Source organism: Nonomuraea sp. NPDC049625 (genome assembly GCF_040675285.1).
Classification (GTDB): Bacteria; Actinomycetota; Actinomycetes; order Streptosporangiales; family Streptosporangiaceae; genus Nonomuraea; species Nonomuraea angiospora_A.
Window position 1 is genome coordinate 418799 of record NZ_JBFAOQ010000005.1, and the last position, 15402, is coordinate 434200.

17 protein-coding genes are annotated in these 15402 nt (G+C 70.0%); 8 read left to right on the forward strand and 9 right to left on the reverse strand.

The window, feature by feature from the left end; all coding sequences use genetic code 11:
* Positions 1-124: 124 nt before the first annotated feature.
* Positions 125-520: a MarR family transcriptional regulator gene (locus AB0J87_RS24395; RefSeq protein WP_363968557.1), complete on the forward strand. Its 396-nt coding sequence runs from the start codon at positions 125-127 to the stop codon at positions 518-520.
* Positions 521-542: 22 nt separating this feature from the next.
* On the opposite strand, the gene AB0J87_RS24400 is transcribed toward AB0J87_RS24395, so the two are convergent.
* The 3 genes from AB0J87_RS24400 to AB0J87_RS24410 form a co-directional block, all read right to left on the reverse strand.
* Complete coding sequence (locus tag AB0J87_RS24400; RefSeq protein ID WP_363968559.1) at positions 543-2828, reverse strand: UvrD-helicase domain-containing protein; 2286 nt, start codon at positions 2826-2828, stop codon at positions 543-545.
* A 99-nt stretch (positions 2829-2927) separates the two neighbouring features.
* Positions 2928-4238, reverse strand: coding sequence for a lanthionine synthetase LanC family protein (locus AB0J87_RS24405; protein WP_363968561.1), 1311 nt, complete (start codon positions 4236-4238; stop codon positions 2928-2930).
* Positions 4239-4275: 37 nt separating this feature from the next.
* Positions 4276-4599, reverse strand: coding sequence for an arginine deiminase family protein (locus tag AB0J87_RS24410; RefSeq protein ID WP_363968563.1), 324 nt, complete (start codon positions 4597-4599; stop codon positions 4276-4278).
* 64 nt (positions 4600-4663) lie between these two features.
* Between AB0J87_RS24410 and AB0J87_RS24415 the strand changes: the two genes are divergently transcribed.
* Both AB0J87_RS24415 and AB0J87_RS24420 read left to right on the forward strand, forming a co-directional pair.
* On the forward strand, positions 4664-5260 hold the full coding sequence (locus AB0J87_RS24415) for an NAD(P)H-binding protein (RefSeq protein ID WP_363968565.1): 597 nt from the start codon (positions 4664-4666) through the stop codon (positions 5258-5260).
* 15 nt (positions 5261-5275) lie between these two features.
* Positions 5276-6211 (forward strand): hypothetical protein, encoded by a 936-nt coding sequence (locus AB0J87_RS24420; RefSeq protein ID WP_363968567.1) that lies wholly within the window; start codon positions 5276-5278, stop codon positions 6209-6211.
* A gap of 21 nt (positions 6212-6232) precedes the next feature.
* Here the strand turns inward: AB0J87_RS24420 and AB0J87_RS24425 are convergent, their stop codons facing one another.
* Positions 6233-6862: a TetR family transcriptional regulator gene (locus AB0J87_RS24425; RefSeq protein WP_363968569.1), complete on the reverse strand. Its 630-nt coding sequence runs from the start codon at positions 6860-6862 to the stop codon at positions 6233-6235.
* Positions 6863-6973: 111 nt separating this feature from the next.
* On the opposite strand from AB0J87_RS24425, the gene AB0J87_RS24430 reads away from it, so the two are divergent.
* On the forward strand, positions 6974-8386 hold the full coding sequence (locus tag AB0J87_RS24430) for an MDR family MFS transporter (protein ID WP_363969041.1): 1413 nt from the start codon (positions 6974-6976) through the stop codon (positions 8384-8386).
* Between the two features lie 5 nt (positions 8387-8391).
* Here the strand turns inward: AB0J87_RS24430 and AB0J87_RS24435 are convergent, their stop codons facing one another.
* Positions 8392-9300, reverse strand: coding sequence for a LysR substrate-binding domain-containing protein (locus tag AB0J87_RS24435; RefSeq protein WP_363968571.1), 909 nt, complete (start codon positions 9298-9300; stop codon positions 8392-8394).
* A 74-nt stretch (positions 9301-9374) separates the two neighbouring features.
* Here AB0J87_RS24435 and AB0J87_RS24440 point away from each other — a divergent pair, with 74 nt between their 5' ends.
* A complete protein-coding gene (locus AB0J87_RS24440; RefSeq protein WP_363968573.1) occupies positions 9375-10238 on the forward strand; it encodes an aldo/keto reductase in 864 nt (287 codons plus the stop codon).
* A 67-nt stretch (positions 10239-10305) separates the two neighbouring features.
* Here the strand turns inward: AB0J87_RS24440 and AB0J87_RS24445 are convergent, their stop codons facing one another.
* Positions 10306-10743 (reverse strand): ester cyclase, encoded by a 438-nt coding sequence (locus tag AB0J87_RS24445; RefSeq protein WP_363968575.1) that lies wholly within the window; start codon positions 10741-10743, stop codon positions 10306-10308.
* Positions 10744-11015: 272 nt separating this feature from the next.
* On the opposite strand from AB0J87_RS24445, the gene AB0J87_RS24450 reads away from it, so the two are divergent.
* Together AB0J87_RS24450 and AB0J87_RS24455 are read left to right on the forward strand one after the other, a co-directional pair.
* Positions 11016-11144, forward strand: a complete 129-nt coding sequence (locus AB0J87_RS24450) for a hypothetical protein (protein ID WP_363968577.1) — start codon at positions 11016-11018, stop codon at positions 11142-11144.
* A gap of 280 nt (positions 11145-11424) precedes the next feature.
* A complete protein-coding gene (locus AB0J87_RS24455) occupies positions 11425-12291 on the forward strand; it encodes a PhzF family phenazine biosynthesis protein (RefSeq protein WP_363968581.1) in 867 nt (288 codons plus the stop codon).
* Between the two features lie 110 nt (positions 12292-12401).
* Here AB0J87_RS24455 and AB0J87_RS24460 read toward each other — a convergent pair whose 3' ends face one another.
* Positions 12402-13250 (reverse strand): oxidoreductase, encoded by an 849-nt coding sequence (locus tag AB0J87_RS24460; RefSeq protein ID WP_363968583.1) that lies wholly within the window; start codon positions 13248-13250, stop codon positions 12402-12404.
* Between the two features lie 115 nt (positions 13251-13365).
* Between AB0J87_RS24460 and AB0J87_RS24465 the strand changes: the two genes are divergently transcribed.
* Positions 13366-13911 (forward strand): MarR family winged helix-turn-helix transcriptional regulator, encoded by a 546-nt coding sequence (locus AB0J87_RS24465; RefSeq protein WP_363968585.1) that lies wholly within the window; start codon positions 13366-13368, stop codon positions 13909-13911.
* Between the two features lie 349 nt (positions 13912-14260).
* On the opposite strand, the gene AB0J87_RS24470 is transcribed toward AB0J87_RS24465, so the two are convergent.
* Complete coding sequence (locus AB0J87_RS24470) at positions 14261-15013, reverse strand: hypothetical protein (RefSeq protein ID WP_363968587.1); 753 nt, start codon at positions 15011-15013, stop codon at positions 14261-14263.
* Between the two features lie 54 nt (positions 15014-15067).
* Positions 15068-15313: a hypothetical protein gene (locus AB0J87_RS24475; protein ID WP_363968589.1), complete on the reverse strand. Its 246-nt coding sequence runs from the start codon at positions 15311-15313 to the stop codon at positions 15068-15070.
* Between the last annotated feature and the right edge of the window lie 89 nt (positions 15314-15402).

A 15402-nucleotide genomic window follows, 5' to 3' on the forward strand; every position in this document is an offset into this window, starting at 1 on the left:
CTTCGCCTTGAACGAATATTTAGACAGATTGAGCTTTCCTGATAACCTTCTCAGGAAGCGAGAGGTGAGTGTGAGCGACGAACGCGAAGACCTGATCCGTCGAATCAGCGAAACACAGCGTGGCATGGGGCGGCTGTTCGCCCAGCAGCATCAGTCCCCGCTGTTCACCTCCAACCTGACCATGCGACAACTCCACGTCATCATGCTCCTGGCCCTCAACGGCTCCGCCTCCGGCCAGGAGCTCGCGCACCACCTCGGCGTCAGTCTCGGCACCGTCACCGGGCTCGTCGATCGGCTCGTCGCCCACGGCCTCGTCACCCGCCACGAGGACCCCCACGACCGCCGCGTCCGCCGCGCCGAGCTCTCCCCCGCAGGCACCGCCCTGATCGAGGAGATCCAGGACTCCGGGTTCGAACACTATCGGCGCATCCTGGACCACCTCGACACCGAGACCCTGCGCTCCCTCGACCACATCACGCGCACCATCCGCGCGGTGGCCGACAAGCTCTACAACGAATGACCTGTACGTCAGGCCGGCGCCTTTACGTTGTAGATTCGGAAGCCAGCCCGGACAGGACCTCCGGCAGCTCCCCCTCGTACACGACGGTCAGCCGCCGGGTGGCCCGCGTCACCGCCACGTACAGGTCCTGACCTCCCATCGGCGACTGCCCCATGATCCCCGCCGGATCCACCACCACGACCGCGTCGAACTCCAGCCCCTTGGCCTGCCCCACCGTCAGCACCACCACCGGCGCGTCCAGGTCACCCTCCGGGAACAGGCCGGCCACCTCCGCGTGCCGCGCGTCCGAGGTCACCACGCCCACCCGGCCCTCGCCGATCAAGGCCAGCTCCCCGTCCACCAGCCCCGGCAGCCCGGCCACCGGCAGGCGCACCGCGAGCGGCCGTGAGCCGCCCTCGCGCACCGACTCGGGCGGCTCCTGCTCGGGCGCGAAGGCCCGCAGCACGTCCGCCGCCACCGTCATGATCTCCACCGGCGTGCGGTAGTTGACCAGCAGCCGCTCCTCGCGCCAGCGCCCCTCGAGGTACGGGTCCAGCACCTCCCCCCACGACCGCGCCCCGGCCGCCGACCCCGTCTGGGCCAGGTCGCCGACGACGGTCAGCGACTTCGCCGGCACCCGCCGCATGATCATCCGCCAGGCCATCGCCGACAGCTCCTGCGCCTCGTCCACGATCACGTGGCCGTACGCCCACGTCCGGTCCGCCGCCGCCCGGTCGGCCGTCGTCAGCCCGAGCCCGTCGTCCGCGTGCCGCTCGGCCAGTACGTCGGCCCGGTCGAAGATGCCCTCCTCCAGCACCCCCGTGCTCTGCAGCACCTCCAGCGCGTACAGCTCCTCCGACGCCTGCTCCTCGGACTCCCGCCTGGTCGCCACCCGGCGCTCCGAGTCGTCCTCGCCCAGCAGCTCGGCCGCCTCGTCCAGCAGCGGCACGTCCCCGGCCGTCCACGGCGCGTCCACCGGGCGGACCAGCTCCTGCCAGTCCAGCCCCGACGGCGCCACCGACCACAGCGTCTCCGGCGAGGCCAGCACCTCCGAGATCAGCCGCTGAGGCGTCAGCTCCGGCCACAGGTCGTCCACCGCCCGCCGGATCCCCGGCTCGCCCCACAGCCGCCGCGAGGCCAGCTCCAGATCCAGCTCGTCCAGGTCGCCTTCCAGGTCGAGCGGCTGCGCGAGCTCCGGTTCGTCCTCGATGACCAGTTCCTCGATGTGCAGCGACTCCTCCAGCGCCCGCGCCTCGGCCTTGGCCAGCTCCTTGAGCAGCTCGGTGACGTACAGCTTGCGCGCCATGTTGTGCGGCAGCCGCACCGCCCGCGCCCGGTCGCGCAGCCGCACGCACGTCGCGTGCGGCACCCGCAGGTTGAGCCCGTCCAGCTCGACCACCAGATCGCCCTCGGGCGCGCGCTGGCGCAGCTCCAGCGCGCGGGCGACCACGTCGGCCATCCGCGCGTCGCCCTTGACCACCGCCGTCGCCGGCCCGTCGGCCGCGCTCGCCCGCACCCCCGGGAACATCTCCCCGACCGTGGTCATCACCACCTGCGTCTCCCCCAGCGCCGGCAGCACCTGGCTGATGTAGCGCAGGAACATCGAGTTGGGGCCCACCACCAGCACGCCGCGCCGCTCAAGGGTGTCGCGGTGGGTGTAGAGCAGGTACGCCGCCCGGTGCAGCGCCGCCACGGTCTTGCCGGTGCCCGGGCCGCCCTGCACCACCAGCGCCCCCTGCAGCGAGGCGCGGATCACCCGGTCCTGCTCGGTCTGGATGGTGGCCACCACGTCGCCCATCCGGCCCGTCCTGCCCCGGCGCAGCGCCGCCAGCAGCGCCGCCTCGCCGACGAGCGCGCGCCGGTCGCCGTCGCTCATCCCCTCCAGGTCGAACACCTCGTCGTCGATGCCGACCACCGTGCGGTCCTTCAGGTGCAGGTGCCTACGGCGTACCAGCCCGCCCGGGTCGGTGGCCGTGGCCACGTAGAACGGCCGCGCGGCAGGGGCCCGCCAGTCGATGAGGACCGACTCGTGCTCCTCGTCGCGCAGCCCGATCCTGCCGACGTACGTGCTCTGCCCCGTGCCGTCGTCGATGCGGCCGAAGCACAGGCCCCGCTCGACCGCGTTCAGCTGGGCCAGCCTCCTGGCCTGCTCCGAGGCCATCGCCTCGCGTTCGACCATCGCCTGGCGGGTGCCGCCGGCCCTGGCGTACACGTCTCGCAGCGCCGCCTGCGCCCGCCCTCTGGCGACGTCGAGCCGGCCGTACAGCCACGACACAGTACGCTGTTCGCTGTCAAGGGCTTCCGCAAGACCATCTTGACGATTAGCCATTCGCTGGTATACTCCTAACCGGAGGATTGTGAAGCCTTTGCCTAAATTGGGCAATCGAGCTTAACGCCGCACGCGCGTGCGCGCAATCTCCTTGTTGCGTTATTCGGGCAGCATTTCGGAAGGCGCCGGGATCGCCGGGAACGGGTTGTCCGGCAGCAGGATCACCCGCCGTCCCCGCCCCACCGCCTCCAGGTGCAGCAGCGCCGTGCCGATGCCCGCCGCGCCCGCCATGTACCCGGTGTCCGCGCTCACCACGCCGGGGCGTACCCGCTCGAAGGCCTGGTACCACCGCAGGCCCCCGCCGTCGCCGCTCGCCCTGCCCGCCAGGTGCTCGCCCAGCGTCCGGGCGAAGCCCAGGTACGCCTCCCGCCCCGTCACCGCCCACAATCCGACGAACAGCTCCACCAGCCCCGCCAGCCCGCAGCACTGGCAGGCCGTGTCCCACAGCCCGGGCACCCGCCGTCCCGGCACGCCGCTCGTCACGATCCCCGTGGCCAGCCGCTCGGCCCACTCCAGGTCGGCCGGGTCGCCCCCGGCCCGGTACAACTCCACGAACATCCGCGCCACTCCGGCGGAGCCCGAGCAGAACCCCAGGTAGTGCAGCCCTCGCCCCTGCGGCAGATGGTGCGGCACCAGCGCGCGCCGGCCGCTCAGCACGCTGACCGAGCGCACGAAATCCGCGCCCCTGCGCGCCGCCTCCAGGAACCGGGCATCCCCGCTCACCCCGTAAAGGCGGGCCAGCAGGAACGCCGTCCCCGCCGTACCGGCCAGGAAGCCCGGCGTGACCGCGTCCGCCGGCAGGCCCTCGCAGTCGCCGAAGCGGTGCCCCGGCACCGCCAGCCGCGCCGCCCGCAGCCCCGCCTCGGCCGCGAGCTCCGCGTACGACGGCACCCCCAGCATCGAGGCGCCGTGCAGCAGCGCCAGCACGACACCGCCGTCGCCCCGCTGCGCCGGATCCCCCGACCAGCCGGGACCGCCGTCCATCGGCCGCGCCACCCGCGCCACCCGGTCCAGCGCCGCCACGGCCGCCTCCTCGGCCACGCCGTCGCCCAGCACCCACCCGGCCTCGCACAAGGCGACCGCGATCCCGCCCAGCCCGTGGTGGAACGTCACGTCTCCGACCCGGGGCCCGGCTTCGACCAGGTAGCGCACGCCCGACCGGGCGTCCTCCAGGTACTCCTCCCGCCCGGTCGCGGCGGCCAGCTCCAGGAAGAACAGCACGATGCCGGCCGCGCCGCCGTACAGGGAGGCGGGCTCAGGCGTCAGCGCGGAGCGGCCCCGCGGGTCAGGGTTGCCCACCCAGTGCCGCGCCCGCGCGTCGCCCGCGGCCGCCGTCCTGATCCACCGCGCGGCCCCGATCGCGGCACGCAGCGGGGCTCCGGCGGACGCGCGGGTCGGATCCAGGCTCATGACGCACCCGAGGGCTCTTCCCGATCAGTGAACGACCTCAATTCTCCCCCATCCCACCCCGCCGGCCAATCGGCGCTCGAACCCCTCGATTGGCGTACTGGTTCTTGTGGTACCCCACCACGACGCCGGGCTCGAGGGCGAGGAAGTTGCCGCCCGAGTCCCACCGCTCGCGCCGTGGACCCTGCGGTAGGCGTCCTTGATCCGGATCCGGTCTCCGCCGAACTCGTCCAGGTCGCAGCCGTCCACCCGGTGCACCCGCCCGCCCTCGTCCGTACGCGTGTAGAACCACTGCCCGGCCCCGCGATCGCCCGCGACGAACGCGATGCCGTCGTGGGATTCGAAGCGCACTGCCTATCCCCATCGAACCGACCGCCTCTACGGCTCTCTGCTATAGTGCAAACTGCAATATAGAAAGGAGCAATAAGATGAAGCTCTTAGTGATCGGCGCGGCCGGTCGCACCGGCAAGCACGTCCTGGCGCAGGGCATCGAGCGCGGGCACGAGATCACGGCCTTCGCCCGCCGTCCGGACTCGTTGCCCGACCTTCCGGGGCTGACCGGCGTACACCAGGGCGACGCCCACGACCTCGACACCGTGCGCACGGCCGTACAGGGCCAGGACGCGGTGATCGCCGCCGTCGGCGGGAGTCGCATCGCGAGCAACCTCATCACGGCCATGCGGGAGCGCGGCGTGTCGCGGCTGGTGATGACCAGCAGCCGCTCGGTGCCCGCCACCCGTCCGCGTCTCGCGGTCGCCCTGGCCTGGCTGTTCTTCCGCGAGGCGTACGTGGACCTCGCGCGGGCCGAGGGCATGCTGCAGGTCAGCGGCCTGGGCTGGAGCATCGCACGCGCCACCATGCTCAATGACAAGCCGCCGTCCGGGCGGGTGCACGTCGACTTCGAGGCCAACGCGACCGGTGGCGCGATGCAGCTGTCCCGCGCCGACTATGCGATGGCGCTGCTCGACACCGTCGAAAACGCCGATCTCATCGGCAAGGCGCTGGGGATCTGCGGACCTCGATAAGCAGAAAGGTCATCCATGAAACACGGCATCAACTACGACACCGGATTCCTGCCTGGAGAGCAGCTGTCGCGTAAGACGTTCGACGTGGAGGCCGTCAGGCGCGACATGCGCACGATGGCCGATGACTTACATTGCTCCGTGGTCCGCGTCTCAGGCAGGGATCCTGAGCGGCTGAGCGTGGCCGCCGAGGAAGCGGCCGCGGCCGGTCTGGAGGTGTGGTTCTCGCCGTTCCCGGTTGACCTCACGCCCGAAGAGACCATGGACTGTCTGATCGAGTGCGCGGAGCGGGCCGAGGCACTGCGCGGGAACGGCGCCGAGGTGATCTTCGTGGCCGGGTGCGAGATGAGCGCGTACTGCGGCGGTTACCTGCCCGGTGACACCTTCCTCGATCGATTCGAAGCCATGCGGGGCGGGCCGGAATTCTGGGCGTCTCTCGGTCCGATCATGCAGCGGCTCAACGGCCGGCTGGGCGAGGTGGCCGAGGCCGTGCGGAAACGGTTCGGGGGCCGCGTCACCTACGCGTCCGGGCAATGGGAGCTCGTCGACTGGTCCCCGTTCGACCTGGTCAGTGTCGGGGGCTACCGGGCGGCGTACAACGCCGGTCGATTCCGTGAGGACCTGCGCCGGCATTTCGCGCACGGCAAGCCGGTCGTCGTCACCGAATTCGGGACCTGCGCCTACACCGGCGCGAGCGAGCTCGGCGCGATGGCGTGGCAGCCGCCGAACGCGGCCGTGCGAGACGAGGGCGAGCAGGTGCGTTACTTCACCGAACTGCTCGACCTCTTCCACGACGAGGGCATCGACACGGCGCTCTGGTTCACGTTCGCGGCATTCACTCTGCAAGGCGAGCAGGACCTCAGCTCTTACGGCGTGGTGAAAATGCTCGACGAGACCCGGTGGACGCCCAAGGAAATCTTCCATGCCATGGCCGCCAGATACGCGCGCGCGTAACGTCGCGGCGCTTCAGCGCCGTCAACGGCGGGCGTAGCCGCCCAAGGCAGGTTCCAGCAGGCCGAATGCGCGGTCGGCGGTGACGGCGAGTATCGCGAAGATCTCGTCGGAGGTCCTGCCTTCGAGGACCAGTCGCTGCCCCTCGAAGAACAGCAGCCGGTCCACGGCGGCGAGCTGGGCGGCGGCGAGTTTCGTCGTGATTCCCGCATCGCCGGTCTCGTCGGCCAGCACGGCCGCCAGAGCGTGCTCGGCCTGCTCGTGGATCTGCCGGAGGCGGGCGCGGAGCGCCGGGGTGTCGCGCACCAGGCGCTGCCAGGCGATGTCGTCGTCGGGGATGAGCGGGTCACGTCGGCGCACCCGTTCGAGATAGTCGCGGCGCAGGGCGGCCAGGGCGGACTCGCCCGGCTCGCGCTGTCCGACCGCCCGGGTGAGCGTGGTGACGTGTTCCTCGCCCATGTCGAGGACGAGGTCCTCCTTGAGGGGGAAGTAGTTGGTGACCGTCATCTTGGCCACGCCCGCGGCGCTCGCGATGTCGGCGATCGTCACCTTGTCGAAGCCGCGCTCCTTGAACAGCTGGGTGGCGACGTCGGAGATCATCTGACGCGTCCGGCGCTTCTTGGCCTCCCGCAACCCCTCGGCTCGCACACTCACGGCCTCATGTTACCCGCGGTCACAAGGACGAACCCAAAATTAGGTTTGACCTAATAAAGTGTCCGACCTAGATTTGGGTTCGACCTAACCGATGACCGTGAGAGGGTGACCATGGCCGCGGACACGCTCGCGTCGGCGCGCGAAAGGCTCGATCCCCGGTTGACGCGCATGGGGCTCGTCCTGATCGCCGCCCCCATCCTGGCCACCGTGGACGCGACGGCCGTCGGGGTCGCGACGCAGGCGATGGCCGCCCACTTCCGCACCTCGCTGGCCGACGTCCAGTGGGTGGCGACCGGATACCTGCTGGCGATCGCGATGGTGATGCCGTTGTCGGGCTGGCTGAGCGAGCGTTACGGCGCCAAGCGCATGTGGATCATCGCCGTGGCGCTGTTCACGGCGGGCTCGGCCCTGTGCGGCCTCGCCTGGTCGCTGCCCGCGCTCATCGGCTTCCGGCTGCTCCAGGCGCTGGGCGGCGGTCTGATGAACCCCATCTCCCAGGCGATCGTGGCCCGAGCGGCCGGGCCGTCCCAAGCCGGCCGGGTCCTCGGGCTGCTGTCGATCCCGGCGATGTTCGCGCCGGTCCTCGGGCCGGTCGTCGGCGGGCTGGTCGTACAGAGCCTGGACTGGCGTTGGATCTTCTACGTCAACCTGCCCATCTGCCTGACCGTCCTCCCGCTCGCCGCGCGCCTGCTGCCCGCCGACGGCGCCGAACGGGACACCGGCCGTCCGCTCGACGTTCTCGGCCTGCTCCTGCTGTGCCCGGGGGCGACGGCCCTGATCTACGGCTTGTCCCTGGCGGGCGAACGCGGCGGACCAGGATCGTCCGTCGCCACCGCCGTCCTCGGAGCCGGGCTGTTGCTGGTCGGCGGTTACGTCATCCACGCGCTGCGGGCCGGCGACGCGGCGATGATCGACGTGCGGCTGTTCGCCCGCCGTGGCTTCGCGGCGGCGACCGCGACCTCGTTCCTGCTCGGCGCCGCGCTCTACAGCTCCATGGTCCTGCTGCCGCTCTTCTACCAGCAGATTCATCACACGGACGCGTTCCGTACCGGCCTGCTCCTCATCCCGCAGGCGCTCGGCGCCGCCGTCGGCGCGTTCGCCGCGGGGCGGCTCGCCCACCGTTACGGCGCGCGCGCCGTCGTACTCACCGGCCTCCTGCTCATGGCCGCCGGAACGGCCGTGTTCACCCAGGCGGGCGCGGGACCGGCGGCGTGGTCACTGAGCGTGTCGCTGGTGGTCCAGGGGCTCGGTCTCGGAAGCGTGATGGGCCCGACGATGGGAGCCGCCTACGCGTCTGTCGACGAGCGGGAAACGCCGCGCGCCGCGAGCGCCTTGAACGTCCTCAACCGGATCGGCGGATCACTGGGCACCGCGATCTTCCTGATCGTGCTGGAGAATCAGCTCGCCGGCGCCCACGCCGGTCCCGAGCCCGCGTTCGGCGTCACGTTCGGCTGGGCGCTGGCCCTGGCGGTGCTCGCCCTCGTCCCCGCGGCGCTGTTCCCCCGGAGAACGTCGCCATCCTGAGCCGGCTACTTCGGCCCTGCGCTTCCGCGATCCTGTCGCAGGGATCGGAGCACCGCATGGATGGACGGCCGCCGGTCGGCATCGGTGCGCCACACCGCGTAGATGTGGCGGGTCAGGCGTGGCCGCACCTCGACGAAACGGACCCCGTCCGGGACGGGGTCACGGCCGAGTCTGGGAATGATCGCCACGCCCAGGCCGGCGGCGACGAGGGCCAGTTGGGTGTGGTGTTCGCCGGCGGTGTAGGCGATATCCGGTTCGGCCCCGCGAGAACGCAGCGTTTCCACCAGCCAGGAGTTGCAGATCCAGCCGTCACTCCAGGTGATCCATGGCTCGCCGGCGAATTGCTCGATCTCCACGGTGGTCCGCGAGGCCAAGGGGTGCCCCTCCGGCACCGCGATGTCGGCGACGTCGTCGAGCAGCCTGGCCCTGCTCAAGTTGCCGGGCAGGGACAAGGGAGAGTCCCACCAATCCTGGACGATGGCCATGTCCAGATCGCCGCGGCTCACCCCCGGCACCGCTTCGTGCGGCTCGCACTCCTGCAACATGATCCGCAGCCGCGGGTGATCACGACGGAGATCCCGCAGCGCGGGCGGGACCAACCCGCGCGCGGCCGTCGCAAAGGCGGCAATCGTCAGCTGCCCGGCGACGACGCCACGGCAGGCCTCCAGATCCGCCTCGGCCCGTTCGGCCAGCGCCAATATCTGCCCCGCGTGGACGGCGAGCAACTCGGCGGCCTCGGTGAGACGCACGCCGCGGCCCTTGCGCTCCAGCAGGCGCTGCCCGACCTCTTGCTCCAGTTTCGCCATCTGCTGGGAGATCGCCGAGGTGGTGACATGCAGGATGTCCGCGGCTGCGGTGACCGACCCGTGGGTGGCGATCGCGTACAGAGTACGAAGCCGATCCAGATTCAACATCTTAGAAATGCTACGCAATATGTCGCAGAAAGAGTCGCTTGTCCTTTGTAATTGCGTACGGCAAGGTGCTGGCTATGGCTGACGAGACCATTGACATCGGTGGAGACCTGTCTGTGCGCCGGCTGGGGTTCGGCGCGATGCGGCTGACGGACTGGGGGCCGCCCAGGGACAGGCCCGCCGCGATCGCGGTGGCGCGGCGAGCCGTCGAGCTCGGCGTCACCCTTGTCGACACCGCCGACGCGTACGCCCTGGGCGCCAATGAGGAGCTGCTCGCCGAGGCATTGCACCCGTACCCATCCGGCCTGGTCATCGCTACCAAGGCGGGGCAAAGTCGCCCGGGGCGCGACCGTTGGAAGCCGCTGGGCCGCCCGGAGTACCTCATCCAGCAGGCCGAGCTGAGCCTTCGCCGCCTCCGGCTGGAGCGGATCGAGCTCTTCCAGCTTCATCGTGTGGACCCCCAGGTCCCCTTCGCCGAACAGCTGGGGGCGCTCAAGCAACTGCGGGACGACGGCAAGATCCGCCACATCGGACTGTCGGAGGTCGGCGTCGCCCAGCTTGAGGAGGCCCGCCAGATGGTGCCCATCGCCAGCGTGCAGAACCTCTACAACCTCGCCGACAGGCGGCACGAGGACGTGCTCGACTACTGCGAGGCCGCGGGCATCGCCTTCATCCCCTGGTTTCCGGTGGCCGGCGGAGCGCACGCCCTCGCGGGAGGACCGCTTGCCCAGGTCGCACAGCAGATCGGTGGCACCCCCGCGCAGGTGGCACTCGCCTGGCTGCTGGCCCGCTCACCCGTCACCTTGCCGATCCCCGGCACCAGCTCCGTCGCGCACCTGGAGGAGAACATGGCGGCCTTGGACATCAGGCTGACCGGTGAACAGTTCGGCTGCCTGGATGCGGTGTGGCGCGAGGCCCAGAGCCTGGAGCCGGCCGGTTGATCGGTCCGTTCGCCTGGCGGGGCCACGGGCGGACTGTTCACGGGCGGGCCGGCTGCTCCAGGCCTGTCTACGTGGGGTGGAGCTCCGCCAGGCCGAAGCCGAGGTGGCTGTACAGCTCCAGCTGGTCGTAGTACTCGCGGTGCGAGATGATCTTCCCGTTCTCGACGAACGTGGCGCAGGTGGCCCGGACGGTGATGCGGCGGCCCGTTCCCGCGATCTCTCGCCCGTCGGGCAGCAGCAGGGGGCCCTTGTGGGTGCCGGTGTACGTCCATTCCGTGATGGCGGGGTTATCGCAGTCGCCGAGTTCGTACCAGGCCGTCATGTGGAAGTCGGGGAACGCCTCGAGAATCTGCTCGTGGAGCCACGCGATCTGGTCATGTCCTTCCGCGACGCCCGCAGGCGAGACGTACACGGCGTCCGGACTGTAGCAGGCGAGCACCTTCGGCAGGTCGTGCGCATTGACCGCGTCGGCCAGCTGGTGTTTGAGATCCCAGAAGGTGGACATGGGGCCTCTGAAGTGGGTCGGGTCGTAGTTTGACCCCTCACGTTACCGAGAGGCAGGTCAGCCGCCGGTCATGGCCGCGTGAGATAGGGGCCAAGGCGGCATGTGCCTGATCCATCCGCGGTCGGGCGAAGGCGTCGTGTCCGTTCCGTGCACGAGGCCCGACGTACGCGCGACCCCCGGGCTCTACCGCGAGAGCTTTCCCGCCGCGACGTTCGGAACCGATCAGTGGGAGGTGGGCAAGCTGCCGGCCGACCGTGGTCGATGAGGAGATCATGGCCGACATCGTCGAGGTCCTCCCCGAAGGCTCGGACGGTGTTCTCCCGCGGGGCGTGGGCCACTTCCCCTTCCTGGAGGCGCCCGTAGAGGTCAACGATCGGGTTCTTCGATTTCTGGCGAGGTAGCGCCGACCAAGTGCGGCGGTCAGAGCCGGGATTCTGACCGCCGCACGAGTCCCGGTCCTGCCGGATTCCGATCCTGATCGGAACGATATGCGCCACTCGGAAGGACGGCGATCAGGTCATCGGCCTGGGCCTGGTCACCGTCCGTGGTCGTCCGCATTGGTGGCGCTGGACTCATGTGGCAGCACGTCGCGAGCCGCATGCTCGGCGTCGGCGGTGATAGCCTCCGGTCCCGACTCCCCCGTTCAGAATGAGCCGCAGACGCTGACGATCGGACAGGAATATGGCCGAATTCGCCTTCAGCTTGGTAGAGGTCTTCAGCCGCACGCCGATGAGCGGAAACCTGCTGCCGGTGATACACGGAGCGGACGCTGTCGACACATCGACGATGGCCCTGATCGCCCGCCGATTCCTGCAGCCCGAGACGTCGTTTCTCGTGGCCTCCGATGACCCCTGGTGCGACTACACGCATCGAATCTTCACGATCGCGCGCGAGGTTCCCTTCGCCGGGCATCCGTCGCTCGGCGCCGCGGCCGCTCATGTCTGGCATTCCGGCCTCGGTTCGACCGAGCTGACACAGCAGACCATGAGCGGCCGCCAGCGACTCATCGTCGAGTCGGCAGGCGATGAAGCCATGGTGGCCATTGCCCAGAATTCACCGGTCCTCGGGGCGACCGTATCGCCTTCACACGTTCTCGCGGCGCTCGGAGTCGCACCGGAGGACGCCCACCCCGAACTGCCGGCGCAAATAGTGTCGACCGGGCTGCCCGCATTGATTCTGCCGCTGCGCGAAGTCTCCGCACTGGCTCACGCGACTTTGGATCGCGATTCCCTGTACAAGGCGCTTGAGGAATTCGCCGAGCCGGACAGCCTGAACTGCTATCTGGTGGCGGAAGAAGGTCCCGGCCGGTGGCGCTCCCGCTGCTTCGCCTTGGACTTCACGACCGGCGAGGATCCGGCCACGGGATCAGCCGCGGGGGCGTTCGGCGCGTATCTTCGCGAGCACACCGGCCAGGCTCGGATGACGATTGATCAAGGCATGGAGATGGGATTCCCCAGTCAGATCATCGTGGACGTCTCCGGTGAGATCATGGTGAGCGGGCTGGTGCGATTCTTCGGAAAGGGCATGATCGATCTGCCCTCGCATTGAGCCGGCCGGGCGCGCGCTGGTCGCACGCCGGTTCCACGTCCGCCCGGAGGCGGGCCCTTCGACCGTGGTGACGTCGCCGTCCTCGACGGTGAGCGCCAAGTGGTGAGTGGTCACGTGGGGAAATCGGTGTCGCGGCCGAGGGGCTCCAGGCGGTCGAGTTCGTCGAGGCGGGCGCGGAGCTTGGCGCGGATGCGGTCGAAGGAACGGGCACCGAGGGGAAGCCGCAGCGGCGGGGTGTCCAGGTTGACGGCGGCGACGATCGCACGGGCGGCGCGAACCGGGTCGCCCGGCTGAGCGCCGTGCTGGGCGACGAAGGTCGCCTTGGCCGGTTCGATGACGGGCCGGTAGTCGTCGATGGGAGTGGCCCAGCGGAACGAGCGGCCGGCGAAGTCGGTGCGGAACGGGCCGGGTTCGACGATGGTGACGCCGATCCCCAGATGCTCCAGCTCGGCGGCGAGCCCCTCGGAAAGTCCCTCCAGCGCGAACTTGGTCCCGCCGTAGGCGGTACCGCCCAGCATGGTGGTCACCCCGCCGACCGAGGACATCTGCACGATGTGCCCGGATCGCTGGGAGCGCATGGCCGGCAGCACCGCGCGGGTCACGTCGATGGCGCCGAAGACGTTGGTGTCGAACTGGCGCCGCAGCTCCTGATCGGTGATCTCTTCCAGGGCGCCGCGCATGGCGTATCCGGCGTTGTTGACGAGCACGTCGATCCGGCCGAACGCCTCCAGCGCGGCATCGACGGCACGGCGGACGGCGACCGGATCGGTGACGTCCAGGTCCAGGGCGAGGACCCGGTCGCCCGCCTGCGCGGTCAGGCCGGTGAGGGTGGCGCGGTCACGCGCGGTGGCCACCAGCCGGTCACCGTGCTCCAGCACGACGTGGGCGAGCGCTCGGCCCAGCCCGGTGCTGGTGCCGGTGATGAACCACACCTTGCCGGAAGAGGCTGAGGTGGTCATGTGAGGGTCCTTTCCAGGTCGTGATGGGCGGAGTGAGCATCCCGGTAGACTTTGCTTTGGGACTCAAAGTTTGAGACTCAAAGCAAAGTAGCTTGATACTCAAAGGACGTCAAACGTGAGACCTGACCCCGCACCCGCAGGCGACTCGGTCGCCGCCGAGATCGACGCCTGGATCTCCCAGATGGCCGACGCCGACCCCGTCACCGAGGCCGCCCGGCAGCGCATCGGCCGCATCTCCCGCCTGTTCGAACACCTCCTGGCCGACGTCGCCACCGCCAACGACCTCACCCCCGGAGACTGGACCGCCCTGTCGGCCCTGCAACGCTCCGGCCCGCCCTACGAGCGCACCCCCAAGCAACTCGCCGACGAACTCGGCGTCACCGCCGGGACCATGAGCGTGCGCATCGACCGCCTCAGCAAGGCCGGGCTGGTCGAGCCCGTCCCCGCCGTCGACGGCCGCAGCCGCCCGGTCCGCCTCACCGAGCTGGGCCGGCGGCGCTGGAGCCAGGCCACCCGTGACCGCACCACTCGCGAACGGCGCCTGCTCACCGACGCATTGGCGTCCGACGACCTCGATCAGCTCAATCGACTGCTCGCCCAACTGCTGGCCCGCCTGGAGGACGAGTTCGGCCCGGCGCCTCGCCATCAACAAGCTCGGTAGATGTCCGGTCGGTGACCTGTGCGGTGCTCATCCAAGAGGCTTCAACCGCTTCTTCCCGCACCACCGGCGGCTGGATTCCCGAAAGTGAACGCCCCCTCTGGGATCGGGCGACGGCGCGGTTCGCCGACGATGGCCTGCCGGAGCCCTGAGGCGGCATGCTCAGGACGGCCCGTACGTGCAACCCCGCGCCCATCAGCCTATTGAGCCCGGCGATCGCGGATGGGCGCGGGCCGGTTGGCCAGGTCGAGGTCGTGGACGTTGAGGCGAGGACCATCGCGGCGAGTGAACCTCACCCAAGCAGAGCGTCCTCCCTGTTCGGCGTGCGTCTCCTCAAGCGGTGGGTGACCCTTCACTCGAGCGGCAGGGAGTGCAGTTCGGCAACCTGGCGGATCTCCTCCAGCGGGTACGGCGTCTTCCTGCTCTCACTCTGCAGATCGTGGTAGAAGCCGTTCAGCACGGTGGCCAGCGGGCTGTGCCGCGACAGCAGGGTCGCGACCCCGCCGGGCACGCCGGCCGGCCGCTCTCCTGCCGCCCATTCCCGCACCAGTTCGCGACGCCCCGGCCAGTCGGCGCCGTGGAAGGCGCCGGCCAGCCAGTTCACCAGGTACGTCAGCGTGTAGGTGCGGTCGAAGGTGAGGTGCCGGCGATAGAAGGCCTGTTCCTCCTCTGACAGGTCGAACCGGGTCGACACGGCCAGCCCGAAGTCGGTCAGGTAGAAGTGGTGCCCGTCGGTGAGGATGTTGTCGAAATGCGCGTCGAAGTGCAGGAGGCCGCCCGCGTTCATGAAGGACACGGCCTCACGCAGCCCGTGGTCCGCCAGGGCGCAGGCGCGGTCGGCGTCGCCCGCGCGTACCCGCTCGTCCAGCCACTGGTGCAGGTTGTAGGGGAAGTACTCCAGGAAGAGCGTCAGGCTCGCCGGAGCCTCTGCCAGCGCTTCGAGGCGGCGGCGCACGCCGGGCGCGCTCTCCCAGAAGGTGACTGCCCGATCGATGTCGGCCAGCTCTCCGTACAGCGGGGCGGGCTCGGCGTTGGGCAGCACCCGCCAGTGATACAGCAGCGGGAAGCCGGGGAACCGGCCGGTCAGCACCCACTCGGTGGTCATCGTGTGCGCGGCCAGCTCGCGCCAGGCGCCGAAGCCGGGCGAGCCGATGCCGTACTAGCAGAAGGGCGGCAGCCCGAACAGGTTGGCCGTCGAGTGCGGGTGGCGCAGTTCGGGCTCGGTGAGGGGCACGCGTTTGACGAAGACCGAGGTGCCGCCGACCGCGAGCCGAGCGGACGCCCCGCCGATGCCGGTGCCGAGGCGTACGGCCTCGCGCTCCAGCAGCTCGGCCAGTTCCCGGTCGTCGTAACGAGCCATGGCCGTGGAAACGTCACGGTGGGTGATCAGCCGCGTGTCCGTCATCGTGATCACTTTACTGGCCGATGACGGCCGCCCTTGCCTGGCGGCCACCGTGCCGCACTGCTTGCCGAGCTGGTCGTTGACCTCTTGCC